This is a genomic window from Tropicimonas sediminicola, from assembly GCF_900188335.1.
Lineage (GTDB): Bacteria > Pseudomonadota > Alphaproteobacteria > Rhodobacterales > Rhodobacteraceae > Tropicimonas > Tropicimonas sediminicola.
The window spans coordinates 471,687-497,685 of record NZ_FZOY01000003.1; the positions used below are offsets into that span (position 1 = coordinate 471,687).

The window sequence follows — 25,999 nt, forward strand, 5'->3', positions numbered from 1 at the left end:
AGAAAATCACCGTAACCAATTGAAGTTAATCCTGTTTAGCGCCGGTTTTGCCGTTCGCGGAGCAGTCTCTCGCGCGCCAGCTCCGCCGCGCGGCGGTCGGCCTCGGTGCCGACATGGGGGCGGTGGTCGAGCCCCGGCAGTTCGTCGCCGACCTCGCGCGCGATGTCTTCGGGCAAGGCGGCGAGGGTGCGGTGGCTGATCTCGAGGCTCTCGACCGGGATGCATTCGGCATAGATCACCTCGTGCCGGTCCAGCACCAGCGCGAAGAAATCCCCGTAGCCGCCGGGCCGCAGGAAGATCCGTTCGTCATCGACGAGGTAATGCGCCTTGACCAGCATTTCCGCCGTTTCCGTCAGCCGATCGTCGCCGCGCTGGTAGACGAAGATCCGCTGCTGCTGGCCGAGGATCAGGTCGCCCGCGTTGCCGAGCGTGCCGGCGGGGATCACCACCGGGGCATGCGGGCCGACGGTGCGTACGGTGCGCCGCAGGACGCTGCGCAGGGGTTGGGGGCCGTGATCGCGGGTCAGCAGCCGATCGCCGGGGCGGAGCGTTTCCACTGCGGCCTGCCGGCCGTCCGCGAGAGTGATCCGCGTGCCCTGGCCAAAGGCGACAGCGGTGATGTCGGCGAGACGCACCGGGGCGGGGGCGGTGTCGACGCCGATCAGCGTGTGGCCCTGGCCCGGTTCCACCGGATCGAGCGGCAGGGCGACCCGTTCGGTGCCGTCGCCGTCGGTCAGCTCGATCAGCAGCAGGTCGACCTTGTGGCCTTCGCGGCCGAGAAAGGTCAGCCGCGCCGCCAGCCGGAGCGCGGCGCCGGGCCGCGCGACCTCGGTGCCGGAGGCGACACGCTGGCCCTCGGTGTCGGGGGAAAGAACCCGCCCGCCGGCGCTCTGCCTGTCCGAGATGGCGAGCTGGAGGGCCTGCGCGTCGGTGTCGAGGCGGTAGACGTCGCCGGGGCAGAGCTCCTCGGTCCCCAGCAGCGGATCGCCGAGGTTGGCGCCGGCGATGACCCGGAAGGCCGCGCCGGGAAGGACGTGGCAGGCATAATCGGGATCGAGGCTCGGTGTCATCGGCGCGCTGTCCGGAGTGAGGGGGCGTTCCCTGCGATACCGCCGGGGCAGCAGGGCGTCAATCGGACCGCCGCGGCACTCGATGCGCGCGCGGGCTTGCGGCGACGGCGGCCACAGGGCAGGTTTCGGCGAGCGGAGCCGGCGTGGCCGGCCGCATGCGCAGGACAGACTTCAAGGGAGAGCGGCATGGATCTGGGGATCGCGGGGAAGAGAGCGCTGGTGACGGCATCGTCGAAGGGACTCGGGCGCGGCTGCGCCGAGGCGCTGGCGGCGGCGGGCGTGGACCTGGTGCTGAACGCACGCGGCGCCGAGGCGCTGGAGGAGACGGCGGAGGCGATCCGCGCGGCGCATGGCGTGTCGGTGACCGCCGTCGCGGCGGATGTGACGCGGACCGACGGGCGTGCCTCCGTGCTGGAGGCGGCGGGACAGGTCGACATCCTCGTGACCAATGCCGGCGGGCCGCCGCCGGGCATGTGGTCGGATTGGGACCGCGAGGATTTCATCAAGGCGCTCGATGCAAACATGCTGGCGCCGATCGCGCTGATGCAGTCGCAGCTGCCGGGGATGATCGAGGCCGGCTGGGGCAGGGTGGTCAACATCACCTCCGGCTCCGTCAAGGCGCCGATCCCGGTGCTGGGCCTGTCGAACTCGGCGAGGGCCGGTCTGACGGGATTCGTCGCAGGCACGGCGCGGCAGGTCGCCCAGCACGGGGTCACCATCAACAACATGCTGCCCGGCATCCATGCCACAGATCGCGCGGTGAGCCTTGACACCGGGGTCGCGCAGCAAACTGGCATCAGCCTCGACGAGGCGAGGGAACAGCGCCAGGCGACGATCCCGGCGCGCCGCTACGGCACCGCCGAGGAGTTTGGCGCGATGTGCGCCTTCCTGTGTTCGCAGCAGGCGGGCTTTATCGTGGGGCAGAACATCCTGCTCGACGGCGGGGCGATCAACTCCACGCTGTGATGCCCTGAAAAGGTTAGATAACAGCGGGTTCGGGGCTGTATTTCACGCTCCGGGCCCTTGCAAGGCCCGAGCCATGAATGCGCTGAAATACGCCAACCTCTCGCTGCTCCTGCTCTATCCGGTCGCCTGGTTCGCGCCGTTGATGCGGGCCGGGCTGCTGCCGCTTTTCGGGATGAGCGAGATCTCGGTGATCTCGGGGCTGCAGGCCTTGTGGCAGAGCGACGTGGCGCTGGCGTTGCTGGTCACGCTGTTTGCGCTCTTTGCCCCGTATCTCAAGACGATCGGGCTGGCGCTGATCCATTTCCGCATTGCGCGGCGGCGGCTGTTGCCGGCGCTGGAGGTGCTGGGGCGGCTGGCGATGGCCGACGTGTTCCTGATCGCGCTCTACATCGTGATCGCCAAGGGCATGGGGCTCGGGCGGGTGGAGACGGCCTGGGGGCTCTATCTCTTCACCGCCTGCATTCTCGCCTCGCTGGTGATCGGCGCGCTGACGGAGCGTCGCGCCCGCTTGCCGAAGGCCGAGCAGTAGGGCATCCCTGCGCCATGGCAAAATCCCCCACCTTCGTTTGCGCCGAATGCGGCGCCACCCACCCGCGCTGGTCCGGCCGCTGCGACGCCTGCGGCGCGTGGAACTCGATCCAGGAAGAGGCGCCGCTGGCCACCGGGCCGGCGAAGAAGACGCTGGGAGGGAGCAAGGGCCGGGCGGTGGCGCTGATGGACCTGGCGACCGAGGAGGCGCCGCCGGCGCGCACCGGCTCGGGCATGGAAGAGCTCGACCGGGTGCTGGGCGGCGGGCTGGTGCCGGCCTCGGCGCTGCTGGTCGGCGGCGATCCGGGGATCGGCAAGTCGACGCTGTTGTTGCAGGCAACGGCGAAATTTGCCGAAGCCGGGCTCTCTTGTGTCTATGTCTCGGGCGAGGAGGCGAGCGCCCAGGTGCGGATGCGGGCGCAGCGGCTGGGGCTCGGGCAGGCGCCGGTGCGGCTGGCCGCCGAAACCAACCTGCGGGACATCCTGACGACGCTCGATGCAGAGCGGCCGGACCTTGCCATCATCGATTCGATCCAGACCATGTGGGCCGACAACGTGGAGGCCGCGCCCGGCTCGGTGAGCCAGGTCCGTTCCGCCGCCCATGAGCTGGTGAGCTTTGCCAAGCGGCGGGGCACGGCGGTGATCCTGGTGGGTCATGTCACCAAGGAGGGCCAGATCGCGGGGCCACGGGTGGTGGAACACATGGTCGACACGGTGCTCTACTTCGAGGGCGAGCGGGGCCACCAGTTCCGGATCCTGCGGGCTGTGAAGAACCGCTTCGGCCCGGCGGACGAGATCGGCGTCTTCGAGATGACCGGCGGCGGGCTGCGCGAGGTGACCAACCCCTCGGCGCTGTTCCTGTCGGATCGCGAATCCCGCGCGCCGGGCGCGGTGGTGTTCGCAGGCATCGAGGGCACCCGGCCGGTGCTGGTGGAGTTCCAGGCGCTGGTCGCCCCGAGCCCGCATTCGCAGGCCCGGCGCACGGTCGTCGGTTGGGACAGCGGGCGGCTGGCGATGATCCTGGCGGTGCTGGAATCGCGCTGCGGCATCCCGTTTGCGGGGCTCGACGTCTACCTGAACGTGGCCGGCGGAATGCGGGTCAGCGAGCCGGCGGCGGACCTGGCGGTTGCGGCGGCCCTGCTTTCGGCGCGGGAAGATGTTGCTTTGCCCTCCGACATGGTCGTCTTTGGGGAAATAAGTCTCAGTGGCGCATTAAGGCCGGTCAGCCAGACAGAAAACAGGTTGAAAGAGGCGCAGAAACTTGGTTTCTCGCAAGCGGCGCTTCCGGAAAGGTCGACAGGATCGGCCCCTGAAGGCGTTTCCGTGCGGTCGGTCGCAGACCTGACCGCATTTGTCGGTGAGATGTTCGGCGCAGGGTAAGAGGCGCCAGGATACCAAGGGTCCGGGGCAGGAAGGCAAGCGAATGGAAGGCTTCACCATCGTCGACGCGGGCGTCGCGGTCATCATCGTGTTCTCGGCGATCCTCGCCTATTCGCGCGGCTTCGTGCGCGAGGCGCTGGCGATCGCCGGCTGGGTGGCCGCAGCCGTGCTGGCCTATATCTTTGCGCCGCAGGCGGAACCGCTGGTCAGCGAGATCCCCGTGGTGCGCGACTTCCTCGACAATTGCACGGCCTCGACCATCGCGGCCTTCGCCGGCGTCTTCGCGCTGGCGCTCGTGGTCTTTGCGCTGTTCACGCCGCTGTTTTCCTCGATCGTGCAGCGCTCGGCGCTCAATGCCATCGACCAGGGCCTCGGCTTCCTGTTCGGCGTGCTGCGCGGGATGCTGCTCGTGGTGATCGCGCTGGTCGTCTACGATTTCGCCGTGGGCCAGGAGGGGGTCGAGGTCGTCGACCAGAGCCGCTCGGCGCAGGTCTTCGCCTCGATGCAGCAGCGGGTGAGCGGCGAGATCGCCGACCAGGAAACCGCGCTGGCCTGGCTGACCGACAAGTTCGAATCGCTGATCGAGAGCTCCTGCGGGCCCGAGGCCGCGGGCGTGATCGCGCCCGAAACGCCGCCCGCCAACTGAAGGCAGAGCCGCGAGAGACAGGATTGGGCGCCTCCGGGCGCCCTTTTTCGTGCAGGGATGGGGCTTTGCGAGGCAGGGCGGGGCGCGGCGGTCGTTCGGGGGCGCGTCATCGTGACAAAGGGATGACACCCGGGGTGCAACACCGTAAACAGGCCTCGCCGCTCACAGCCCGGATTCGGAGCCCTCTGCCATATGCCTGCCGCGCTTGAAACGTCCCAGCCGTTTTATGCCCACCCGTTCGACGACGACAAGCTCCGCGAGGAATGCGGCGTCTTCGGTGTCATCGGCGCCGCGGATGCGGCCAACTTTGTCGCCCTCGGCCTGCACGCGTTGCAGCACCGCGGGCAGGAGGCCGGGGGCATCGTCACCCACAACCATGGCACGGGGTTCCACTCGGCCCGGCGCTTCGGCTACGTGCGGGACAACTTCACCTCCGCCACGCTGATGGACACGCTGCCGGGCGATCTCGGCATCGGGCATGTGCGCTATTCCACCGCCGGCTCCAAGGGCCGCACCGAGATCCGCGACGTGCAGCCGTTCTTCGGCGAGTTCTCGATGGGCGGGGCGGCGATTGCCCATAACGGCAACATCACCAACGCCGAGGCGCTGCGCCGCGAGCTGATCGAGCGCGGCTCGATCTTCCAGTCCAACAGCGACAGCGAATGCATCATCCACCTGATGGCCCGCTCGCTGCAACGCGACATCCCCGAGCGGATGAAGGACGCGCTTCGCCGGGTCGAGGGGGCGTTCTCCATCGTCGCCATGACCCGGAGCAAGCTGATCGGCGTGCGCGATCCGCTGGGTGTGCGGCCGCTGGTGCTGGGCCGGCTTGGCGGCGCCTGGGTGCTGTCGTCCGAGACCTGCGCGCTGGACATCATCGGCGCCGAATTCGTGCGCGAGATCGAGCCGGGCGAAATGGTGGTGATCTCGGCCGATGCCGGGGTCAAGAGCCATCGCCCCTTCGAAGCCCGCGAGCCGCGCTTCTGCATCTTCGAACATGTCTATTTCTCGCGCCCCGATTCCACGCTCGGCGGCCGGTCGGTCTACGAGACGCGCCGCCAGATCGGCGTGGAGCTGGCCCGTGAAGCGCCGGTGGAGGCCGATCTGGTCTGCCCGGTGCCCGACAGCGGCACCCCGGCGGCGATCGGTTTCAGCCAGGAAAGCGGCATTCCCTATGCGATGGGGATCGTGCGCAACCAGTACATGGGCCGGACCTTCATCGAGCCCACCGAGCAGATCCGGAACATGGGCGTGCGGCTCAAGCTCAACGTGAACCGCGCGCTGATCGCCGGCAAGCGGGTGATCCTCGTGGACGACAGCGTGGTGCGCGGCACCACCAGCCGCAAGATCAAGGAGATGATCCTCGATGCCGGTGCGGCCGAGGTGCATTTCCGCATCGCCTCGCCGCCGACCGCCTGGCCCTGTTTCTACGGTGTCGACACGCCGCAGCGGGAAAAGCTGCTGGCGGCGACGATGTCCGAGGACGAGATGCGCGACCACCTGGCGGTTGACAGCCTGAAGTTCATCTCGCTCGACGGTCTCTACCGCGCGGTGGGCGAGGCGAACGGGCGCGACCCGAAATGCCCGCGCTATTGCGACGCCTGCTTCTCCGGCGAGTACCCGGTGGCGCCGTCGGACATGCTGGAGCGGGGCTTCCAGCTCAAGACCGCGGCCGAGTGAAACGCGGCCGGGGCGGTGCCCCGGCGGAGCGGCTGGCCCATGCCTTCCCGGAACACAGCGGCGCTGGAACCGTCGGGTTCGCGCGCCCTTGAGGCTGCCGGACTCGCCAGTGCGGGTGCGTCATGCCGTGCTTCAGGGCGTCGCTCCAGCCTGTTGCTTTCCTGTGACAAATCTCTTTCAGCGTGGGTTCGGAGGGAACCTGCCGACCGGCAGGCGAGGCTTTGCCGAGTTTCGCCGGGCCGGGTTCGCCCGGGCGGGAACTGGAGCCGGGCGGCGGTGTTCATTCCCCGAAGCCCGACGCGGAGGCGGCACGCGATCGTTTCCGCGGCGACGGGCTCGAATGAAAGAGGAAAGACCCATGAAAACCCTTCTGGTATCCATGACCGCCGTTGCCCTTTCGACCGCTGCCGCCCAGGCCGCGACGTCTGCGACCGCCACGACGGACCTCAATCTGCGCGCCGCGCCGGGGCCGGCGGCCGAGGTGATTTCGGTCATCCCCGCGCAGCAGAACGTGGCGGTGAACGGCTGTCTGGAAGAAGCCAACTGGTGCGAGGTCGTGCTCGACGGCAAGACCGGCTGGGCCTATGGCGACTATCTCTCGGTCAATGTCGGTGACGAGATCGCCGCGCTGACCGCCGTGCCCGAAAGCGTGCCGGTTCCGGTGATCCGCGTCGAGGACACGACCGCCGAGACGGCGATCGCCACCGGCACGGTCGGGGCCATGGTCGGTGCCGTGGTCGGCGGGCCGGTCGGGGCCGCGGTGGGCGGTCTCGCGGGGGCCGGCGTCGGCGCCGCGAGCGACCCGGGCGCCCATGTCGAGACCTATGTGGTCAACCACCCGGTCGAGCCGGTCTATCTGGATGGCGAGGTCGTGGTGGGTGCCGGCCTGCCCGGTGAGGTCGCGCTGGTCGATATCCCGGACAGCGACCTGCGCTACGCCAACGTGAATGGCCTGCCGGTGCTGGTGGAGCCGTCGGACCGCCGCATCACCTACATCGTGCGCTAAGCCCTGCATTCAGGCAGCACACGCCGATACGGCCATTCCATGTGCCGCTCCCGCCATCCGGGCGGGGGCGGTTCCTGCCAGTGGCGAGCCGCCGGCACGGGTCAGAAGGGAAACACCAGCGGGATCACGAAGAGCGTCGTCGCCATCACCAGCAGGGTGAGCGGCAGGCCGCATTTCAGGAAATCGACGAAGGTGTAGTTGCCGGGCCCGACGACCAGGGTCACGACGGGGCTGGAGACCGGCGAGGCGAAGCCCGCGGAGCCCGCGATCAGCACCGCGATTGCCATGGGCATCGGCGAGACGCCCATCTCCAGCGCCGCGTTGACCGCGATCGGGGCGACCAGCACCAGCGTCGCGGTGTTCGACAGGATCCAGCTCAGCGCCATGGTCATGAAGAACAGGGCGAACATGACCGCGCGGGGGCTTTCCTCCCCGGCCATGGAGAGCAGGTTCTGGACGATGATCTGGGTGCCGCCGGTCTTGTCGAGCGCCTGCGCCAGCGGCAGCATCCCGGCGATCAGCACCAGGGTCTCGAGCCGGATCGAGCCGTAGGCCTGGTTGGTCGAGATGGTGCCGGTCATCACGGCGGCGACGGCGGCGAGGATCACCGCGATGGTGATCGACATGCCGCCGATCGAGACCGCGATCATCGCGAAGAGGATGATCAGCGCGATCCAGAGCTTGTTGGAATTGGGCACGGATTGCGCCCGTTCGGCCGGTTCCTCGATGATCACGAAATCGCGGCCGGTGCTGTTGATCGCGTCCAGCCGGGTCCATTTGCCGGTGACGAGAAGACGGTCGCCGGCCTTGAGCGGCGTGGTCTCCATCTCCTCGAGCGGCTTGGTGCCGCGCAGCACGTTGATCACCTCGAGCCCGTAGCGGGAGCGGAACTCCAGCTCGGTGATGCTGCGGCCGCGGATCTTGGCTTCGGGATGGACCATCACCTCGAGGATGCCGAGCGTGTCGATCCAGGTGTTCATGTCGTTGAAGAAGGATTGCACCGGTTCGATCCCCGGCAGGCCGGAGAAGGCGGCGATCTGGGCGTCGGAGCCGGTGACCACGATCAGGTCGCCCTGCTGGAAGTCCATGCCGGGGGAGTAGAGCGCCGTGTGCGGGTTGCCGCGCGGGCCGCGGCGGCGGCGGGCGAGGATACGGGGCGCGTTGCGTTCGACCTCGCGGGCGGCGGAGCCGGTGAAGGCCTGCTCGACGCGCAGCACCTCGACCCGGTCCAGCCCGTGGATGTGGTAGAGTTCGGCGAAGGAGCGGTCGGCGCGGCGCGGGCGGTCTGAGCCGTCGGCCATTAGCGGCCCGAGGAGGTGACGGCCGACGAAGGCGAAGAAGAGCACCGTTCCGGCGAGCACGATCAGGCCGATCACGGAGAAGCTGAAGAAGCCGAGTGGCTGGCCGGTGGCGTCGCGCAGGGCGTCGGAGACGGCGAGGTTGCCCGGTGTGCCGATCAGGGTGAGCATGCCGGAGAGCAGGGCGCCGAAGGACATCGGCATCAGCAGGCGGGCGGCGTTGATCCCGGTGTCGCGGGCGATACGCATCACGATCGGGATGAAGATCGCCACCACGGCGGTCGAGGACATCACCGAGCCGAGCAGCGCCGCGCCGACGCAGAGCGGGATCATGAGGCGGACCTCGTCGCCCTTGCCCTGCTTGAGGATCATGTCGCCCACGGTTCGGGCGACGCCGGTGCGGTCGAGCATCTCGCCGACCACGAAGAGGCCCGCGACCATGATGATGATCGTGGCGCCGAAGCCCGAGACCGCCTCGGTCGGGGTCAGGATGCCGCTGAGCGCGAGCGTGACCAGCACGAAGAGCGCGATCAGGTCGTAGCGGACCTTGCTCGAGGCCATCAGGATCGCGGTCAGCCCGATCAGGTAGAACACGAAGGTTGCGTCGCCGCTTGCGTCGTTGGGCATGGATCGTCTCCCAGAGGCGTGTCGTGCCGTTCCCGGGCGCGCCCCTGCCGGCCACGCCTTGAGGCGGAGTTAAGCACCTCGCAGGCGGCGGCGCCAGATGCTCGGGCCGTGACGATTGCGCCCGTCCGGGGCCGGCCGCGCGCGCCCCCGGCCGCGGTGCGCGGCAATCGGCCGAGGCGCGCCGATCACACGCTTGCGTGACTTCCCCCTTCCACGCCGGGGTGATAGCCCGCCGACGTTCGCCCGGGGCGGGCGCCGCAGGGCGCCACCGGGCCCAGTGATTCACGTTCGCATTGCCACCGATTCTGCCGCGCGGCCGGATGATCCGCCGTCGGGTGAGCGCGTGGGAAAGCGATGCAAGGAGATGCCGATGTCTGACAATGCGCTGGTTGCCTCGGCGGCGACCCGAAAGAACGAGATCAGCCTCAACCAGCTGGCCCTGATCGGTGTGTTCGGCACCGAAACCGATCGCCGTGCGCTGCTGCGCCAGTCGTCCGGCCGGATCGTGCGGGTGCAGCCGGGACAGCGGATCGGCGGTGCGACCATCGTCGGAATCGGCGCCTCGGAACTGATCCTGCAGTCGGGATCGGGAACGCGGAAGCTGGAAATGCCGTCGGGCTGACAGGCAACCGCTTGACCTCGGTGGCCGCAAAGGTGCACTCAGCGCGCATGACAAGACTTGCCCTCGTGACCGGCGCTTCCCGCGGCCTCGGTGCCGCCATCGCCGAGGCGCTCGCGCCTGACTATCATGTCCTCGCCGTCGCCCGCACCGTGGGCGGGCTGGAGGAGCTTGACGACCGCATCAAGGCCAGGGGCGGCGAGGCGACGCTGGCGCCGCTCGACATCACCGACGACGGGGCGATGCAGCACCTCTGCCGCTCGGTCCACGACCGCTGGGGCGGGGTCGACCTGTGGGTGCATACGGCGATCCATGCCGCCGCGTTGACGCCCACGAACATGATCGACGCCAAGCGGTGGGACGCCTCGCTCGCGGTCAACGTGGATGCGGTGCGGCGGCTGATCGAATATGTTTCGCCGCTGCTGATGGCGCGGCCCGGAGCGCGGGCGGTGTTCCTTGACGACGACCGGGCCGGGCAGGCGTTCTTCGGCAATTACGGGGCCACCAAGGCGGCGCAGATGGCGCTGGCGCGGTCCTGGCAGGCGGAGACGCAGCGGACCGGGCCGCGGGTGGTGATCCTGCAGCCGCAACCGGTGCCGACGGCACTGCGCGGCCGCTTCTTCCCGGGCGAGGACCGCAGCAAGCTTTCCGGCGTGCTGGACGAAGGGGCACGGCTGGCGGGCCTGCTGGCCGAGACCGGGGCGGAGTGAGGTCGAAGGGCGCTGGCCGCCGGGCCTGCCTGCCGCGCGCTTGCGCGCGGCCCAGCCCAACCGGCGGAGACACATCCCTGATGTGGTGACGGCGGGCGGGAGGGCTCCCGCCCGGGCGCGACGCTGGCGCGCCTTGCCCGGTTGGGCGTGGCGCGCGCTCACGCGCGCGCCGTCCGAAGGCCGCCGGTCGGCCCGGAATGGCCGGTCGGGAGGCTCTCTGACCGGGGTTGCGGCGCCGCGATCCCCTGTCGGAGCCGCCGGGGTGCTTGCTCCCCCGTCGGGGCGGGGCTAAGCAGGGCAGGAAGACAAGGGGCCGGGCATGCGCATTCTCATCACCAATGACGACGGGATCAACGCCGCCGGCCTGAGCGTGCTCGAGGCGATTGCCGAGGCGGTGGCCGGCCCGCAGGGCGAAGTCTGGACCGTGGCCCCCGCCTTCGAGCAATCCGGGGTGGGCCATTGCATCAGCTACACCCACCCGACGATGATCGCCAAGATGGGCGAGCGGCGCTACGCGGCCGAGGGCAGCCCGGCCGACTGCGTGATGGCGGGACTGCACGATGTCATGAAGGACGCGCCGCCCGACGTGGTGTTGTCCGGCGTCAACCGCGGCAACAACGCGGGCGAGAATGCGCTCTATTCCGGCACCATCGGCGGCGCCATGGAGGCTGCCCTGCAAGGGCTGCCGGCGATCGCCCTGTCGCAATTCTACGGCCCCGGCAACGTCGGCCTCGAGAACCAGTTCGAGGCGGCGGCGGTGCATGGCGCGGCGCTGGTGCGCGACCTGCTCGAGCGCGGCGACTGGGGCAGCAACGGCGGCTACCGCACCTTCTACAACGTCAACTTCCCCGCCGTGCCCGCCGCCGAGGTCCGGGGCAGGCGGGTCGCCATTCAGGGGATGCGGCCCGGCGTGCGGTTCACCGTCGAGCCGACCAAGGCCCCCTCGGGGCGGCGGTTCCTCTGGGTGCGGGGAGGTCCGCAGGACGTGGAGACAGGCCCCGGCACCGACGTGCAGGCCAATCTGGACGGCTATATCGCCGTCACGCCGATGCGGGCCGACCTGACCGCGCATGACCGGATCGAGGCCCTGAAGGCGGCGCTGGAATGAGCTGGACCGCGGAACAGAAGATGCGGCTGCTGTTCGCCCTGCGCTCCAAGGGGGTGACCGACAAGCGCGTGCTGACGGCGATGGAGACGATCGACCGCGGTCTTTTCGTGCAGGGGCTCTTTTCCGACCGGGCCTATGACGACACGCCGCTGCCGATCGCCTGCGGCCAGACCATCAGCCAGCCCTCGATCGTCGGCCTGATGACCCAGGCGCTGGAGGTGACGCCGCGCGACAAGGTGCTGGAGCTGGGCACCGGCTCGGGCTACCAGGCCGCGATCCTGTCGCTGCTGGCGCGACGGGTCTACACGGTGGAGCGCTTCAAGCGGCTGATCGACCAGGCCGAGGCCGTGTTCGAGACCCTCGACCTGACCAATATCATCACCTTCCTGGCCGACGGCAGCCACGGCTTGCCGGACCACGCGCCGTTCGACAAGATCATCGTCACCGCTGCCGCCGAGGATCCGCCCGGGCCGCTCTTGGCGCAGTTGCGCATCGGCGGTATCATGGTATTGCCCGTAGGCCAGTCCGACGCTGTCCAGACGCTCATTCGCGTGCGCCGGACGGAGGACGGGTATGAATATGACGAGCTCTGCCCGGTGCGTTTCGTGCCGCTTCTTGAAGGGCTGGGGCGGGAATGAGTTTTCGAGGGCATCGTGGCGGCCGGTCGGCGCGATGTCGTAATGGAGTGACCCGGACGCCCCGAAAAGAGGGCGCCGCGATCGAGGAGAGCAAGCCTATGCGGCCGATCCTGAGCCTCTGTGTCAGTGCGCTGGCCTTGAGCGCCTGTTCCACCACCAACATGGATCTCGACCTTCGGGACATCGGCAGGGGCTTCGACACCTCAGATGCCGTCATGGCCCAGACCGCCCAGCGACCGACGCCGGACGACAGGGGCGTCATTTCCTATCCGAGCTACCAGGTCGTCGTGGCCCGCCGCGGCGACACGGTGGCCGACGTGGCCGCCCGGCTTGGCACGGTCAGCGCCGATGAACTGGCGCGCTACAACGGGGTTCCGGTCAATGCGCCGTTGAACCAGGGCGAGGTGCTCGCGCTGCCGCGCCGGGTGGCCGAACCGTCGCCCGCGACCGGGGCCGTCGGGACGGGGCCGATCCGGCCCGCCGATACCGTGGATATCGAGACCCTCGCGGGCAGCGCCATCGACCGCTCCGGCGGCGGGACCGTCACGCCAGCCGCCAGCGCCCCGACGCCGCAGACCGGCGCGGAGCCGGTGCGCCACCAGGTGGCCTCGGGCGAGACCGCCTATTCCATCGCCCGCCTCTATGGCGTGTCGGCCAAGTCGCTGGCGGAGTGGAACGGGCTGGGAGCGGATCTCGAGGTCCGGACCGGGCAGTACCTGCTGATCCCGGTGGTGACGGAGCGGCCCGCCGCCCGTCCGGCAACCGCCACGACCGCGCCGGGGCAGGGCAGCCCGACCCCGACGCCGCCGAGCGCCGCCACGCCCTTGCCCGACGAAAAGACGACGCCGCCCGCCGCCGCCAAGCCCAACACGCCCGCGCCGGGCACCCCGGCCTCGCCGAACCTCGCCAAGGAAGCGACCGCTGCCTCGGCCTCGCGGATGACCGCGCCGGTCTCGGGCAGCATCATCCGGGATTTCCAGAAGGGCCGGAACGACGGTCTCGACATCTCGGCCACCTCGGGCGAGACGGTCAAGGCGGCCGACAAGGGCGTGGTCGCGGCGATCACCCAGGACACCGACCAGGTGCCGATCATCGTGCTGCGCCACGACGGCGGGCTGCTGACGGTCTATGCCAATGTCGACAACCTGGCGGTCAAGAAGGGCGACAGCGTTTCCCGCGGCCAGGCCATCGCCAAGGTGCGGGCCTCCTCCTCGCCGTTCCTGCACTTCGAGGTGCGCGAAGGCGTGGAGGCCGTCGACCCGACGCCCTACCTGAACTGACGGCCGCAGCCCGGCGCCACGCCGGGCGGCCCAACGTTCGATTTTCCGGATTATCGAGACAGCGGCGCAGCCTGAACGTCCCGGTCGGGCTGGCACCGGTTCAGCCGAGCTGCACGCCTCTCCGGCCTGCGAGATCGGTAAAGTATTGCCAGGCGACCCGGCCCGAGCGGGCCCCGCGCGTGGCCTGCCATTCGATCGCCTCGGCGCGCAGCGTGTCGGCGTCGATGTCGACGCCATGGGCCGCGCAATAGCCCTCGATCATCGCCAGGTACTCGTCCTGGCTGCAGGGGTGGAAGCCGAGCCAGAGCCCGAAGCGGTCGCTCAGCGAGACCTTTTCCTCCACCGCCTCGGACGGGTTGATCGCCGAGGACCGCTCGTTCTCGATCATGTCCCGTGGCATCAGGTGGCGGCGGTTGGAGGTGGCATAGAACAGAACGTTCTCCGGCCGCCCTTCGATGCCGCCGTCGAGCACCGCCTTGAGCGACTTGTAGTGCTGGTCGTCGTGGCTGAAGCTCAGGTCGTCGCAGAAGAGCAGGAAGCGGTGCTGCCGCGCCGTCCGCAGGATCGCCAGCAGACGGGTCAGGGAGGGCAGGTCCTCGCGCTGCAGTTCGACGATCTTGATATCCTCGCCCTGCGCCCGAACATCTGCGTGCACTGCCTTGACCAGGCTCGATTTTCCCATGCCGCGAGCGCCCCAGAGAAGGGCGTTGTTGGCGGGCAGGCCGCGGGCGAACTGGAGCGTGTTCTCCAGCAGCGTGTCGCGGGCGCGGTCGATGCCGATCAGCAGGCCCAGATCCACGCGGTTCACGCGCTCGACGGGTGCGAGGTGGTCTGGGGACGTGTGCCAGACGAAGGCTTCGGCGGAGGAGAAATCCGGCGCGGCGGCCGGGGCCGGGGCGATACGCTCCAGCGCCGCCGCGATGCGGTCCAGCTCCTCGACGCTCAGATCCATCAGGCCTTCTCCGGCTTGCTCGCCGGCGCGGCCTCGGTGTCTTCCTCGTCGTCGAGCAGCCCCATCTTGCGCAGCTCTTCGTTCCGCTTGCGCTCGACCCGCGCGACCAGAAGGATCGAGACCTCGTAGAGCGAGTAGACCACGACGAACAGGATCACCTGGGTGATCACATCGGGCGGCGTGACCAGCGCGGCCAGGGTCAGGATGCCCACGATGGCGTATTTGCGCACGTTCCGCAGGCCCTCGACCGAGACCAGCCCCGCCTTGCCCATCAGCGTCAGCAGCACCGGAAGCTGGAAGCAGATGCCGAAGGCGAGGATGAACTTGAGCGTCAGGTCGAGGCTTTCCCGGACCGAGCCGAGGAAGATCGTGCGCAGCTCCTCGTTTTCCACCGTCTCGGGGATGCTCTCGCCGGTCAGCATGGCGGCGAGCGCGGGGATGGCATCGGAGAAACCGATGAAGAAGTTCATCGCCAGCGGCGTCACCACGAAATGGGCGAAGGAGGCGCCGGCCAGGAACAGCAGCGGCGAGGCGACCAGGAAGGGCAGGAAGGCGTTCTTTTCCGAGCGGTAGAGGCCCGGGGCCACGAAGCGCCACATCTGGTAGCCGATATAGGGGAACGAGAGCGCCAGGCCGAAGATCAGCGAGATCCGGATCAGGACGAAGAACTTCTCCTGCGGCGCGGTGAAGATCAGCTGCGGGTTCTCTCCGCGGGCGCGCAGGATGTCCGCGATCGGTTCCACGAGGAAGTTGAGCATCGGCTCTGCCACGAAGAAGCAGGCCACCATCGCGATGAAGAAGGCGACGACAGAGCGGATCAGCCGGGTGCGCAGCTCGGCCAGGTGTTCGATCAGCGGCGCGGAGCTGTCTTCGATCTCGTCGTCGGGGCGGTCGCTCATGTAGGGTCGCTCATGCCTTGTTGGTATCGGCGGGGGGCTCTGCCGGGGCCGCCGTCTCCTCGGACGCCGCCGCCTTGGCGGCTGCCTCCGCTTCCATGCGCGCGGTGGCCCGCGCGGCGGCGCTTTCGCGGATCTTGCGGGCGGCCTCGGCGCGCTCCTCGGTCATCTTCGCGGTCTGCGGGCCGCGGGCCGCCGGGGTAGCCGACGCCTCGTCGGCTACCTCGTCATCCTCGCCGAACGGGTCGAAATCGTCGAAGTTCGTGGCCTTCTTCAGCGCATCGACGCCCATCGCCTTGGGGTTGGTCACGTTGCGAAGATCCTTCGCGACGTCCTTCACCCCCGCCTGGTCGGCGGCGTCTTCCATCGCGCGGGTGAAGTCCCGCGCCATGGCGCGCAGCCGTGCGGTGAACTTGCCGAGAGTGCGGAACATCACCGGCAGGTCTTTCGGACCCACGACGATCAGCGCCACAACGCCGATCACCAGCAATTCGCTCCATCCAAGGTCCAGCATCGCGTCTCAGCCCTGCATCGGTACATCCGCCCCGGGGGGAGATGTCAGACCTTGTCCTTGTCGGTGGTCTCTTCGGGGGTCACGTCGCGCGCGCTCTCCGAGGATTTGTCCTCGATCTCTTCCTTGCCTTCGGCCACGCCCTTCTTGAAGGCAGTGATGCCCTTGCCGACCTCGCCCATCAGCGACGAGACCTTGCCGCGGCCGAACAGAACGAGCACCACGACCGCGATCAGGATCAGGCCGGGAACGCCGATATTTCCGATACCCATCTGTTTCTCCCTTGCGAGCCCGATCGAACCTTGCCGGACCCTTGCTTGTTGAAGTCCGATCTTATTTATGGGGTTCGGCGGTCAGATCAAAGCCCCAAACGACGCCCTTCGTAGAATTTTCCTTGCCGAGGGAGGGGCACTGCCGCAACGGTGTTGCGGCGCCGCGCGTGCCGCGGGATCGGCCCTAACCGCTTCTTCTGTCTCGAAATATCCGCGCCGCAGGCACGATCTTTCTCCGAAAGATCGCTCCGCGCGCCCTGCGCGCGGCCCGGCCCAACCGGCGGCGCGGCATCTTTGATGCCGGGACGATGGGCGGGAGCCCACGGCGGCCGGTCGGTTCAGGCGGGGAAGACGAAGCAGCGGTCCCGGCGCAGGGTCAGCCACAGGGGCGTGCCGGGCTTGGGCAGAAAGACCGCCGGGACCGTGGCCTTCAGGATCGTGGCGTCGTGGTCCATGCGGAACTCGACGAGGCTCTCGCGGCCCATGAAGCGCGCCCGTTCGACGACCCCGCGCGCCGCCACCCCGTCGCTGGCGGTGGGGTTCGGCCCGCGGCCTTGCCGGTCGAAGTCGATCCGGAGGTGCTGCGGACGGATGACGATCTCGACCCGGGTGCCGTCCTTCATGCCCGGCGTCAGGAACTGGCCGAACGGGGTGTCGGTGAGCGCGCCGTGAACTTCCCCGTGCACGATGTTGATATCGCTGAAGAAGGCTGCGGCGGCGCGATCCTTCGGGTTGTTGTAGACATGGTAGGGCGCGCCGCGCTGCACGATCCGGCCGGCGCGCATCAGGGCGATCTCGTCGGCCATGCGCATGGCCTCGTCCGGCTCGTGGGTGACCAGCAGAACGGCCGTGTTCTCTTCCTTCAGCAAGGCGAGGGTGCGGTCGCGGATGTCGTCGCGCAGGCGGTTGTCGAGGCCGGAAAAGGGCTCGTCCATCAGCATGATCGCGGGGCGCGGCGCCAGCGCACGGACCAACGCGACCCGCTGCTGTTCGCCGCCCGAGAGCTGGTGCGGGAAGGCATCGATGAAACCGCCGAGGTCGACCCGCTCCAGCAGTTCCGCAACCCGCTCCCGGTGCCGCCTGAGCCCGCCGTCGAGCCCGAAGGCCACGTTGTCGCCGACGCTGAGGTGGGGGAACAGGGCGAAGTCCTGGAACATCAGCCCGATGCCGCGCTGTTCGGGCGGCAGGTGCATGGCGTCGTCCGACACGCAGGTGCCGTCGACCAGCACCCGCCCGCCGCTCTGGCGGTCGACGCCCGCCACGATCCGCAGGGTGGTCGACTTGCCGCAGCCCGAGGGGCCGAGCAGGCAGGTGACCTGACCCGGCGCCACGGTCAGCGAGACGCCGGCAACCACCTCGCGCCCTTCGAAGGTGCGGGCGAGATCCTGGACTTCGAGGCGGGGAGGCGTGGGCACGTCGGGCGTTTGCTCGATTGTTTCGGTCGGGTTTCCAGCAGCCCTAGCAGCGTGCGCCAAGGGGGGCAAGGGTGGCACAAGGGCGCGCCGGCGCCCCTCTGGAGCGGGAGAAATGCGCCAGGACGGGGGCGGGCCCGAGCCGGGAGGCGGCTGGTCTTTGGCTCTGCAGCGGCCTAGGTTGCGGGGCAGGCAGCAAAGGGCGACCCATGGACGAGCAGATCGAGCGCCAGGAACGGCAGCGCGGCTTGAAGGTGCTGCGCGACGTTGCGCCCTACCTCTGGCCCGAGGGCGAGGCCGGGGTGAAGGTCCGCGTGGTGACCGCGCTGGTGATCCTCCTGCTGGCAAAGCTGGTCGCTGTGACGACGCCGCTGTTCTACAAGGGCGCGGTCGATGCGCTGGCTGGCGACACGCCCGACGGGGTGACGATGCTGACGCTGGGCGCGGTGGGGCTGACCGTCGCCTACGGCATGGCGCGGCTGATGAACATCGCGCTTCAGCAGCTGCGCGATGTGGTCTTTGCCCGGGTGAGCCAGGGCGCGCTGCGCAAGCTGGCCCTGCGCACCTTCCGGCATATCCACGCACTCAGCCTGCGCTATCACATCAGCCGCAAGACCGGGGCGCTGAGCCGGATCATGGAGCGCGGGGTGAAGGGCGTCTCCTTCCTGCTGCGGTTCCTGCTGTTCTCCATCGGGCCGCTTCTGCTGGAGCTGATCCTGGTCTGCGGCGTCCTGGTGACGCTCTTCGACTGGCGCTTCCTGGCCGTGCTGGTGGTGACCATCGTTCTCTACGTCTGGTTCACCTTCGCCATCACCGAGTGGCGGGTGCGGATCCGGCGCGAGATGAACGAGCAGGACAACGAGGCCAACCAGCGGGCCATCGATTCGCTGCTGAACTTCGAGACGGTGAAATACTTCGGCGCCGACCGCCGCGAGGCGGAGCGCTACGACGAGGCGATGGCGGGCTACGAGACGGCGGCGCTCAAGACGGCCTATTCGCTGGCGCTGATCAACCTCGGGCAGGGGATCATCATCAATGGCGGGCTGGTCGTCGTGATGGTGATGGCAGCGCGCGGCGTCGCCTCGGGCGCGTTCACCGTCGGCGATTTCGTGATGGTCAACGCCTACATGATCCAGATCATCATGCCGTTGAACTTCCTTGGCACGGTCTATCGCGAGATCCGTCAGAGCCTTGTGGACATGGGGCAGATGTTCGACCTGCTGGAGCAGCCCGCGGAGGTGGTCGACAGGCCGGGGGCGCCGGACATCGAGATCACCGGCGGCGAGGTGGTGTTCGACGACGTGCATTTCTCCTACGAGCCGGAGCGGCCGATCCTGAAGGGGATCTCGGTGACCGTGCCGGCGGGGCGGTCTCTGGCGATCGTCGGGCCGACCGGGTCGGGAAAGTCCACGATCGGGCGGCTGCTCTTCCGGTTCTACGATGTCGACGGCGGCGCGCTCAGGATCGACGGGCAGGACGTGCGCGAGGTGACCCAGCATTCCCTGCATTGCGCGATCGGCGTGGTGCCGCAGGACACGGTGCTGTTCAACGACACGATCTATTACAACATCGCCTACGGCCGCCCGGAGGCCAGCCGCGAAGAGGTGGAAGAGGCCGCGCGGGCGGCGGAGATCCATGACTTTGTGATGACGCTGCCCAAAGGCTACGACACCCTTGTCGGCGAGCGCGGCCTGAAGCTCTCGGGCGGCGAAAAGCAGCGGGTGGGGATCGCCCGGACGATCCTCAAGAACCCGCAGATCCTGCTGCTGGACGAGGCGACCTCGGCGCTCGATACCCGCACCGAGCAGGGCATCCAGGCCTCGCTGGCGCGGATGGGGCAGGGGCGGACGGTGATCATGATCGCGCACCGGCTCTCGACCATCGTTGAGGCCGACGAGATCGTGGTGCTGGAGGCGGGCGAGGTGGTCGAGCGAGGCAGCCACGCGGACCTGCTGGCGCAGCACGGCCGCTATGCCGGGCTCTGGGCGACCCAGCGGGCGGAGGACGAGGGCGCCGACGCCGCGTGATTGCCTGGTGCTGCCGGGCGGTACGATGCCGGCGGCAGAGAGGTGCCGGGCGGGACCGCAGCAGACGCGGAGTGCCGGTTTGTCGGAAAGGCATCGAAACCAGACCGGCATCGCGAAACTGGCGGTTGGGGGAGGCCGCCTCCGCCGCAGCAGGTTGTCAGCGCTATCGCCGGACGGTCGCTATGTAGCGCCAGGTCCCGGCACGCCTGGCCGATAGGCACGGAGACCGGAGCGGTCTCGCGCACCGCCCAGTTGCCGAACACCCTTCGCCTTCCCTTGCGCTTCCTGCGCGGCCTATTCGGCCGCGCGCGGCGGGGCGTTGTCCGGGGAGTCCGGCTGGGCGGCAGCGTCCTCGTCCGCGGTCTGGTCCGGGGCTTCGGCGCTCGAGGCTTCGTCCTCCGGCGAGATGTCGTCCGCGTTCTCGGCCTCAGCGTGCGGCGGGGCCAGTTGCTGCGGGTTGGCGCCGGCGAGCACCAGGTCCGGGGTCCAGACGATCTCGGGAGCGGAGACACGGCTGGCGTCGCGTGTCAGGGTCCAGTCCTGTGCCGCGCGGCTCCTGCGGCCGCCGGCCACCGCGCCGACGAGGTGCAGCCCGCCATAGGCGCCTTTCCAGAACCACACCCGGGCGGCGAGCATGGCGGGGGTGAAGACCAGCGTCAGGACGGTCGCGATGCCGAGGCCGAAGACGACGGCGGTGGCGAGCTGTTTCCACCAGAGCGCGGTCGGGCTGTCGATCGAGTAGCCGCCGTTGAAGAAGTCCAGCGACAGGCCGAACATCATCGGCGCCAGGCCGGCCATGGTGGTGATCGTGGTCAGCAGCACCGGGCGCAGCCGCTGTTCGGCGGTGCGCGCGATGGCCTCGAGCCGCGGCATGTACTGGCTGAACTCCTGGTAGGTGTCGATCAGCACGATGTTGTTGTTCACCACGATCCCGGCCAGCGCGACGATCCCGGTGCCGGTCATGATGATCGAGAAGGGCTGACCCATCACCAGCATGCCGATCAGAACGCCTGTGGTGGAGAGCACCACGGCGAGCAGTACGAGCACGGCGTTGTAGAGGCTGTTGAACTGGGTGAGCAGGATCACGAACATCAGCCCGAGCGCGCCGGCAAAGGCCGACATGAGGAAGGACTGGCTTTCCTGCTGCTCCTCTTCGTCGCCGGTCCATTGCCAGCCGATGTCTTCCGGCAGAGGGGCTTCCTCCTGTAGCCAGCGGGTGATCTCGCCGATCCGTTCGGTGGCGTTGATCGGCACCACCGAGAGCCCGTCGCGCGCGATCTGTTCGCGGATCGACGGGCGGGTGGTGGTGGCTTCGGAGGGGACCACGTCGACCGTCTCGCCATCGCCGTTGACCAGCTTCACAAGGCCCGGCGTCACGTCGGCGCGCAGGTCGTAATAGCGCTGCCCGTCGACCCGGTCGATGCGGGAGAGCTTGGGCACCGGCTTGCGGGTGATGAAGTTCGACAGCGGCACCAGCCCGTCGATCGTCCGGACCTTGAGAGAATCGAGGGTCGACAGCAGCCGGTCCTGCTCGGGCAGGCGGACGCGGATGTCGATCTCCTCGTCGGAGGTGTCGACCCGCATCGTGTCGAGCAGGATGCCGCGGGTGACGAGCTGCACCATCGCGCCCACGGTGGCAACGTCGGCGCCGTAGCGGCCGGCCTTCTCGACGTCGACGTCGATCTGCCAGTCGATGCCGGGCAGGGGGAGCGTGTCGTCGATGTCGATCAGGCCCGGCATCGCCTCGAAACGGGCGCGGGTGATCTCGACCGCCTCGCGCAGGCTCGACCAGTCGTCGCCGGTCAGCCGCAGGTGGACCGGCTTGCCGGAGCCGGGGCCCATCGCGAGGTTGAGCGTCTCGGTGTAGATGCCGGGGATCTGTTCCAGCTTGGACTGGATCCGTTCGAGCACCAGGTCGCCGTCGAGCTCCGGCTGGTCGCGCCGGTCCTCCCAGCGGATCAGCTCGATCTGGATCTGGCCGATGGTGTCGCGCGGGCTGCTGGCGCCGCCGGTGTTGGCATTGAGCCCGCCCTCGCCGGCAAAGGCGAAGGCGCTGTCGACGCCGGGTTCCTGGCGCACGATCTGCTCGACCTCGTGGACCAGCGCGTCCTTGTCCTCAAGGCTGAGGTTGCCGCGGGCGCGGACATATACGATGGCCTGCTCGGGCTCCGATTCCACGAAGAACTCGACGCCGTTGTTGTTGGCGCCGAAGTACTGGAAGGTCGACCACACGAAGAAGACGACGCCGGCGATCACCACGAGGGGCATGATCGGGTTGCCGGTGAGCAGCCGGATCACCCAGCCGAAGGCGGTGCGCTGGTAGCCGGCGCGGACCCGCTGTCGGCGCCACTGCACCTTGGCGGCGTCCATCGTGATCGAGGTGGCGAAGGCGCCGAGGACCAGAAGCACGGCGCCGAGGATGTGCCCGGGCGTGCCGACCGAGCCGCCGTCTTCGGGCGAGGGCAGGATGTAGCCCGGGTTCAGAACCTGCATCGCGCCGAGGAACAGCAGGTACATCGAGGGCAGGATCAAGGCCGCGCGGACGATCCACGGCCAGCGGCGCAGCGCCTCGGCGATGCGGTGGAAGCTGCGGGCGAGCCGGCCCGAGACGCCGCCGATCACCGGAAGGAACACCAGCGCCACGATCAGCGAGGCCGAGAGCACGAAGATCAGCGTGATCGGCAGCATCTTCATGAATTCGCCCGAGACCCCCGGCCAGAACAGCATCGGCAGGAAGGCACAGAGCGTGGTGGCGGTGGAGCTGACGATCGGCCAGAACATCCGCTTGGACGCCTCGACATAGGCGTGCATCGGACCTGTGCCCTGCTGGATGCGCTTGTCGGCGTATTCCACGACCACGATGGCGCCGTCGACCAGCATCCCAACGGCGAGGATCAGGCCGAACATCACCATGTTGGAGATCGCCACGTCCATCAGCGCGAGGAAGCCGAAGCAGAGCAGGAAGGAGGTCGGGATCGCGAAGCCCACCAGCAGCGACGGCCGCGGCCCGAGCGCGGCCAGCACCACGATCATCACGAGGCCGATGGCGGTCAGCACCGAGCCCTCGAGCTGGCTGACCATGGATTCCACCTGCACCGACTGGTCGTTCGAGGCGCCGACGACGATCGCCTCCTGCAGCTCGGGCGGCCACTTGGCCTTTTCCTCCTGGATCGTCTGGCGCACCAGGGCAGCCATGTCGATCACGTTGTAGCCCTTGCGCTTGACCACCTGCAGCGCGACCGTCTTCTCGCCGTCGAACCGGGCGGTGCCGGTACGATCCTCGAAGGTGAGCGAGATCGTCGCCAGATCGCCCAGCGTGATGACCGAATCGCCGTTCACCTTGACCGGGATGCCGTAGATGTCGGCGGTGGTCTCGAAGGAGGAGGGGATCTTGACCGAGAAGGCGCTGCCCTCAGTCTCGACCTCGCCGGCGGCGATGAGCTGGTTGTTGTTGACCACGGCGTTGATCAGTTCGCCGGCGGTGACGTTGTAGGCCTCGAGCTTCAGCGGGTCGATGGTGACCTCGACCATCTCGTCGCGGTGGCCGGTCAGCGCGGCCTCCAGCACCGGCTCGAGCCGCTCGAGCCTGTCCTGCAGGTCGTTGGCGATGCGCAGCAGGGTCCGTTCCGGCAGCGGGCCGGAGAGGTTCACGATGATGATCGGGAACTCGGAGAAGTTGAACTCGTCGACCGTGTAGTTCTCGGCGCCCTCTGGAAAGTTCGCCTCGGCCTTGTTCATGGCCGCGCGGACGTCGGCGAGGGTGGCGGACTTGTCCCAGCCGAATTCGAACTCCAGCACGAGGTTGGCATAGCCCTCGACGGCGGTGCCGGACATCCGGTCGAGCCCGTCGAGATCCGACATCTCGGTCTCCATCGGCTTGACCAGCAGCTTTTCGGCGTCCTCTGCCGAGATGCCGGGGAAGGGGACCGAGATGAACACGGCCGGGATCTCGATGTCCGGCTCACCCTCCTTGGGCAGGTTGATGTAGGTCATCGCCCCCGCCACGATGGAGAGCAGGATGATCCCGATGATCATGCGGGTGTGATGCGAGGCCCAATCGACGATGCCGGTCATGTCTTCGGGATCTCCCTTTGTGCCGATCCGCGAGGGGTCATTGCAGGACGTCTTCGCGATAGGTCACGTCGATCGGCACGCCGTCGGTCACGTATTCCTGTCCCACGACGATGATGTCGACATTGGTCTCGAGGCCGGTGACCCAGATGCCCTCGGTCGTGTCGCGGAGGAAATCGACCGGCACAAAGGCCGCGACCGGGCCGCTGCCGTCTTCGGCCTGCGCCACCGTTCGCAGCCCGAGCGCGCCGGAATCGTCCAGCGTCAGGGCGGAGCCGGGCACGAGGTGCGCGGTCTCGCCGGCGGCGGCGATGGCGATGTCGGCGGTCTGGCCGTCGCGGATCGACAGGTTGGGGTTGGGAACCTGAACCTCGACCCGGAAGGTGCGGGTCTGGCTGTCGGCGGAGCGCGACAGGAAGGTCACTTCGCCCGAGACCTCGGCGCCCGACACAAGCCGGGCGGAGGCGGGGGAGCCGACGGCGATCTTGTCGACCTGGGTTTCGGCGACGAAGCCCACCAGCTTGATCGGGTCGAGCTGGATCACCGTGGCGCAGGAGGAGCCGGCCTGCATCAACGCGCCCAGTTCCGCGGTGTCGGTTTCCAGCAGGCCGTCGAAGGGCGCCTCGATGGTCAGCCGGTCGATCTCTTTCTCGGCCAGCGCCACCGCGGCGGCCGCGGCCTCGACCGTCGACGTTGCAGAATCCAGCCCCGAATTGGCGAATTCCAGCGCCGCCCGGGCCGAAGACACCGCTGCCTTGGTCGAGGCGACGCGGGTTTCGGAGGCAAAACCACCCTCGATCAGCCGGCTGGCGGCGCGGTCGTTGATCTCGGCCTCTTCGAGCAGTGCCTGCGCCTCGACCAGGCGGGCCTCGGCGACGGGCACGCCGGCGCGTGCGGAGGCGAGCCGCGCCCGCGCTTCGGAGAGTTGCGCCTCGCGGGTGCCGGGGTCGATCTGGCAGAGAAGCTGCCCCGCGGTGACGAAGGTGCCCTTGCGGAGCGGATCGGAGACGATCTGCCCGGTGGTTTCGGCCCGCACTTCGACCTGCCGCGCGGCCTCGGTGCGCCCGCGCAGGGCGACTGCATTGTCGATCACGCGGGCGGTGGAGGCCATGGCGACAACGGAGACGCGCGTGTTTGCCTCGGCCGGTTCCGGCTCGGCTTCGGGCTGCGGCGCCTCGTCGGTGCTGGTGGCGGTCTCCGGCTGGTCGATACCGGCAAAGCGGAGGACCGACTCGCGTTCCATCACCAGGAAATAGATGATCGCCGCTACCAGGGCGGCGACAAGGACAGAAAACCACCTCATCGGAGCGCGCCTTTTCCTATTCGAGCAATATACGAAACTCTGGTCTCAGATGTGCCCTAGGGGCTCCGAAGGCAAGTCTCAAGACCGAGCGCCCCGGATGCGACAAGAGTGACGCTCCGTAAAACCCGGTCGTTCAGGTCATCATATCCGCCATTTGCGCGTTATCATAGCACCGCACCTGTCGCCCGTTGCCGTGGGGCTTGGCATCCGCGCGGGCTTCGGGGTATGAGGGGGCGTTTCACAGAGCGCCGTCGGACCGACATTCCGACGCCGCAACAGGACGGTATCGCATGAGCCAGGCAGACAGTTTCATCGACGAAGTCAACGAGGCGGTGCGCCGGGACAAGCTGTACCGAACGCTCCGGCGCTACGGCTGGATCGGCGTGCTGCTCGTGGTGGTGATCGTCGGCGGCGCGGCCTGGAACGAATACAGCAAGGCCTCCAAGGCGTCGCAGGCGCAGGCGCTCGGAGACACGCTGATGACCGAGTTGCAGAAGCCCGAGGCGGCGGATCGTATCGCCGGGCTCGAGACCGTGCAGGCGGAGGGCGACCTCAAGGCGCTGGTCGACCTTCTGACAGCGGCCGAGCTTCTCGGTCAGGAAGATCCCGAGGCGGCGGCGGAGGTTCTGCGCCCGGTCGCGGCAGATCCGGCGCTGCCGGCAGTCTATGGCGATCTGGCGGCCTACAAGATGCTGCTGCTCGGGGATGCGGCCTTTGACGAGACCGAGCGCGCGCAGGTGCTGGACCGCCTGGCCCAGCCGGGCGCGCCCTATCGCAACCTCGCGATGGAACAGAAGGCGCTCGACCTCGCGGCGGCGGGAGACACCGAGGCCGCGCTTGCGGCGGCCCGCGCCCTGCTCGAGGAACCCGGGCTGACCCAGAGCCTTTTCCAGCGGGTCAATCAATTGATCGTGACGCTCGGCGAGGAGCCCGGCGACGCGAATGGCTGAACGGCCGGCGGCACGGGCTGTCCGGTCGGGCTCCGGCCCGGCGGCACGG

22 protein-coding genes are annotated in these 25,999 nt (G+C 68.7%); 13 read left to right on the top strand and 9 right to left on the bottom strand.

Annotated elements, in window-relative coordinates; genetic code table 11:
* Positions 1-35: 35 nt before the first annotated feature.
* Positions 36-1,070, bottom strand: a complete 1,035-nt coding sequence (locus CHB86_RS10700; RefSeq protein ID WP_089233020.1) for a Hint domain-containing protein — start codon at positions 1,068-1,070, stop codon at positions 36-38.
* 186 nt (positions 1,071-1,256) lie between these two features.
* Here CHB86_RS10700 and CHB86_RS10705 point away from each other — a divergent pair, with 186 nt between their 5' ends.
* The 6 genes from CHB86_RS10705 (at position 1,257) to CHB86_RS10730 (ending at position 7,276) form a co-directional block, all read left to right on the top strand.
* Positions 1,257-2,036 (top strand): SDR family oxidoreductase, encoded by a 780-nt coding sequence (locus CHB86_RS10705; protein WP_089233021.1) that lies wholly within the window; start codon positions 1,257-1,259, stop codon positions 2,034-2,036.
* Positions 2,037-2,109: 73 nt separating this feature from the next.
* The gene (locus CHB86_RS10710) at positions 2,110-2,565 is read left to right on the top strand and encodes a paraquat-inducible protein A (RefSeq protein WP_089233022.1); all 456 of its coding nucleotides are present in this window, start codon (positions 2,110-2,112) and stop codon (positions 2,563-2,565) included.
* A 14-nt stretch (positions 2,566-2,579) separates the two neighbouring features.
* Positions 2,580-3,944, top strand: a complete 1,365-nt coding sequence (radA, locus tag CHB86_RS10715) for a DNA repair protein RadA (protein WP_089233023.1) — start codon at positions 2,580-2,582, stop codon at positions 3,942-3,944.
* Positions 3,945-3,987: 43 nt separating this feature from the next.
* Entirely contained in the window at positions 3,988-4,590 is a 603-nt protein-coding gene (locus CHB86_RS10720; protein ID WP_089233024.1) for a CvpA family protein, read from the top strand.
* 192 nt (positions 4,591-4,782) lie between these two features.
* Positions 4,783-6,270: an amidophosphoribosyltransferase gene (purF, locus tag CHB86_RS10725; RefSeq protein WP_089233025.1), complete on the top strand. Its 1,488-nt coding sequence runs from the start codon at positions 4,783-4,785 to the stop codon at positions 6,268-6,270.
* Positions 6,271-6,628: 358 nt separating this feature from the next.
* The gene (locus CHB86_RS10730; protein ID WP_089233026.1) at positions 6,629-7,276 is read left to right on the top strand and encodes a DUF1236 domain-containing protein; all 648 of its coding nucleotides are present in this window, start codon (positions 6,629-6,631) and stop codon (positions 7,274-7,276) included.
* Between the two features lie 101 nt (positions 7,277-7,377).
* Here the strand turns inward: CHB86_RS10730 and CHB86_RS10735 are convergent, their stop codons facing one another.
* A complete protein-coding gene (locus CHB86_RS10735; protein WP_089233027.1) occupies positions 7,378-9,201 on the bottom strand; it encodes an SLC13 family permease in 1,824 nt (607 codons plus the stop codon).
* 370 nt (positions 9,202-9,571) lie between these two features.
* Between CHB86_RS10735 and CHB86_RS10740 the strand changes: the two genes are divergently transcribed.
* From CHB86_RS10740 to CHB86_RS10760, 5 genes are all read left to right on the top strand, one after another.
* Entirely contained in the window at positions 9,572-9,823 is a 252-nt protein-coding gene (locus CHB86_RS10740; protein WP_089233028.1) for a hypothetical protein, read from the top strand.
* 47 nt (positions 9,824-9,870) lie between these two features.
* Positions 9,871-10,530, top strand: coding sequence for an SDR family NAD(P)-dependent oxidoreductase (locus CHB86_RS10745; protein WP_089233106.1), 660 nt, complete (start codon positions 9,871-9,873; stop codon positions 10,528-10,530).
* Positions 10,531-10,849: 319 nt separating this feature from the next.
* Positions 10,850-11,638, top strand: coding sequence for a 5'/3'-nucleotidase SurE (gene surE, locus CHB86_RS10750; RefSeq protein ID WP_089233029.1), 789 nt, complete (start codon positions 10,850-10,852; stop codon positions 11,636-11,638).
* Positions 11,635-12,276 (top strand): protein-L-isoaspartate(D-aspartate) O-methyltransferase, encoded by a 642-nt coding sequence (locus CHB86_RS10755; RefSeq protein WP_089233030.1) that lies wholly within the window; start codon positions 11,635-11,637, stop codon positions 12,274-12,276. Before surE ends, CHB86_RS10755 begins: the two co-directional genes overlap by 4 nt.
* 98 nt (positions 12,277-12,374) lie before the next feature.
* Positions 12,375-13,556, top strand: coding sequence for a peptidoglycan DD-metalloendopeptidase family protein (locus CHB86_RS10760; RefSeq protein WP_089233031.1), 1,182 nt, complete (start codon positions 12,375-12,377; stop codon positions 13,554-13,556).
* A gap of 100 nt (positions 13,557-13,656) precedes the next feature.
* On the opposite strand, the gene CHB86_RS10765 is transcribed toward CHB86_RS10760, so the two are convergent.
* The 5 genes from CHB86_RS10765 to CHB86_RS10785 form a co-directional block, all read right to left on the bottom strand.
* Positions 13,657-14,508: an ATP-binding protein gene (locus tag CHB86_RS10765; RefSeq protein ID WP_089233032.1), complete on the bottom strand. Its 852-nt coding sequence runs from the start codon at positions 14,506-14,508 to the stop codon at positions 13,657-13,659.
* Positions 14,508-15,407: a twin-arginine translocase subunit TatC gene (gene tatC, locus CHB86_RS10770; RefSeq protein ID WP_089233033.1), complete on the bottom strand. Its 900-nt coding sequence runs from the start codon at positions 15,405-15,407 to the stop codon at positions 14,508-14,510. The genes CHB86_RS10765 and tatC overlap by 1 nt, the downstream gene beginning before the upstream one ends.
* Positions 15,408-15,417: 10 nt before the next feature.
* Positions 15,418-15,918: a Sec-independent protein translocase protein TatB gene (tatB, locus tag CHB86_RS10775; RefSeq protein ID WP_089233034.1), complete on the bottom strand. Its 501-nt coding sequence runs from the start codon at positions 15,916-15,918 to the stop codon at positions 15,418-15,420.
* A 44-nt stretch (positions 15,919-15,962) separates the two neighbouring features.
* On the bottom strand, positions 15,963-16,187 hold the full coding sequence (locus CHB86_RS10780; RefSeq protein WP_089233035.1) for a twin-arginine translocase TatA/TatE family subunit: 225 nt from the start codon (positions 16,185-16,187) through the stop codon (positions 15,963-15,965).
* Positions 16,188-16,525: 338 nt separating this feature from the next.
* Entirely contained in the window at positions 16,526-17,602 is a 1,077-nt protein-coding gene (locus CHB86_RS10785; RefSeq protein WP_089233036.1) for an ABC transporter ATP-binding protein, read from the bottom strand.
* A 206-nt stretch (positions 17,603-17,808) separates the two neighbouring features.
* Between CHB86_RS10785 and CHB86_RS10790 the strand changes: the two genes are divergently transcribed.
* Positions 17,809-19,626 carry an ABCB family ABC transporter ATP-binding protein/permease gene (locus CHB86_RS10790; protein WP_089233037.1) on the top strand — a complete coding sequence of 606 codons (1,818 nt, stop codon included), beginning with the start codon at positions 17,809-17,811 and terminating at the stop codon, positions 19,624-19,626.
* 294 nt (positions 19,627-19,920) lie between these two features.
* Here CHB86_RS10790 and CHB86_RS10795 read toward each other — a convergent pair whose 3' ends face one another.
* The gene (locus CHB86_RS10795) at positions 19,921-23,700 is read right to left on the bottom strand and encodes an efflux RND transporter permease subunit (RefSeq protein ID WP_089233038.1); all 3,780 of its coding nucleotides are present in this window, start codon (positions 23,698-23,700) and stop codon (positions 19,921-19,923) included.
* A gap of 37 nt (positions 23,701-23,737) precedes the next feature.
* On the bottom strand, positions 23,738-25,000 hold the full coding sequence (locus CHB86_RS10800) for an efflux RND transporter periplasmic adaptor subunit (protein WP_089233039.1): 1,263 nt from the start codon (positions 24,998-25,000) through the stop codon (positions 23,738-23,740).
* 290 nt (positions 25,001-25,290) lie between these two features.
* Between CHB86_RS10800 and CHB86_RS10805 the strand changes: the two genes are divergently transcribed.
* Entirely contained in the window at positions 25,291-25,950 is a 660-nt protein-coding gene (locus CHB86_RS10805) for a hypothetical protein (RefSeq protein ID WP_089233040.1), read from the top strand.
* Positions 25,951-25,999: the final 49 nt, after the last annotated feature.

Coding starts and splice junctions, on each gene's coding strand:
- radA (WP_089233023.1), top strand. CDS start 2,580: ATGGCAAAATCCCCCACCTTCGTTTGCGCCGAATGCGGCGCCACCCAC.
- CHB86_RS10755 (WP_089233030.1), top strand. CDS start 11,635: ATGAGCTGGACCGCGGAACAGAAGATGCGGCTGCTGTTCGCCCTGCGC.
- CHB86_RS10740 (WP_089233028.1), top strand. CDS start 9,572: ATGTCTGACAATGCGCTGGTTGCCTCGGCGGCGACCCGAAAGAACGAG.
- CHB86_RS10805 (WP_089233040.1), top strand. CDS start 25,291: ATGAGCCAGGCAGACAGTTTCATCGACGAAGTCAACGAGGCGGTGCGC.
- CHB86_RS10735 (WP_089233027.1), bottom strand. CDS start 9,201: ATGCCCAACGACGCAAGCGGCGACGCAACCTTCGTGTTCTACCTGATC.
- CHB86_RS10745 (WP_089233106.1), top strand. CDS start 9,871: ATGACAAGACTTGCCCTCGTGACCGGCGCTTCCCGCGGCCTCGGTGCC.
- tatC (WP_089233033.1), bottom strand. CDS start 15,407: ATGAGCGACCGCCCCGACGACGAGATCGAAGACAGCTCCGCGCCGCTG.
- CHB86_RS10760 (WP_089233031.1), top strand. CDS start 12,375: ATGCGGCCGATCCTGAGCCTCTGTGTCAGTGCGCTGGCCTTGAGCGCC.
- CHB86_RS10765 (WP_089233032.1), bottom strand. CDS start 14,508: ATGGATCTGAGCGTCGAGGAGCTGGACCGCATCGCGGCGGCGCTGGAG.
- CHB86_RS10705 (WP_089233021.1), top strand. CDS start 1,257: ATGGATCTGGGGATCGCGGGGAAGAGAGCGCTGGTGACGGCATCGTCG.
- tatB (WP_089233034.1), bottom strand. CDS start 15,918: ATGCTGGACCTTGGATGGAGCGAATTGCTGGTGATCGGCGTTGTGGCG.
- surE (WP_089233029.1), top strand. CDS start 10,850: ATGCGCATTCTCATCACCAATGACGACGGGATCAACGCCGCCGGCCTG.
- CHB86_RS10780 (WP_089233035.1), bottom strand. CDS start 16,187: ATGGGTATCGGAAATATCGGCGTTCCCGGCCTGATCCTGATCGCGGTC.
- CHB86_RS10720 (WP_089233024.1), top strand. CDS start 3,988: ATGGAAGGCTTCACCATCGTCGACGCGGGCGTCGCGGTCATCATCGTG.
- CHB86_RS10790 (WP_089233037.1), top strand. CDS start 17,809: ATGGACGAGCAGATCGAGCGCCAGGAACGGCAGCGCGGCTTGAAGGTG.
- purF (WP_089233025.1), top strand. CDS start 4,783: ATGCCTGCCGCGCTTGAAACGTCCCAGCCGTTTTATGCCCACCCGTTC.
- CHB86_RS10730 (WP_089233026.1), top strand. CDS start 6,629: ATGAAAACCCTTCTGGTATCCATGACCGCCGTTGCCCTTTCGACCGCT.
- CHB86_RS10700 (WP_089233020.1), bottom strand. CDS start 1,070: ATGACACCGAGCCTCGATCCCGATTATGCCTGCCACGTCCTTCCCGGC.
- CHB86_RS10710 (WP_089233022.1), top strand. CDS start 2,110: ATGAATGCGCTGAAATACGCCAACCTCTCGCTGCTCCTGCTCTATCCG.
- CHB86_RS10800 (WP_089233039.1), bottom strand. CDS start 25,000: ATGAGGTGGTTTTCTGTCCTTGTCGCCGCCCTGGTAGCGGCGATCATC.
- CHB86_RS10795 (WP_089233038.1), bottom strand. CDS start 23,700: ATGACCGGCATCGTCGATTGGGCCTCGCATCACACCCGCATGATCATC.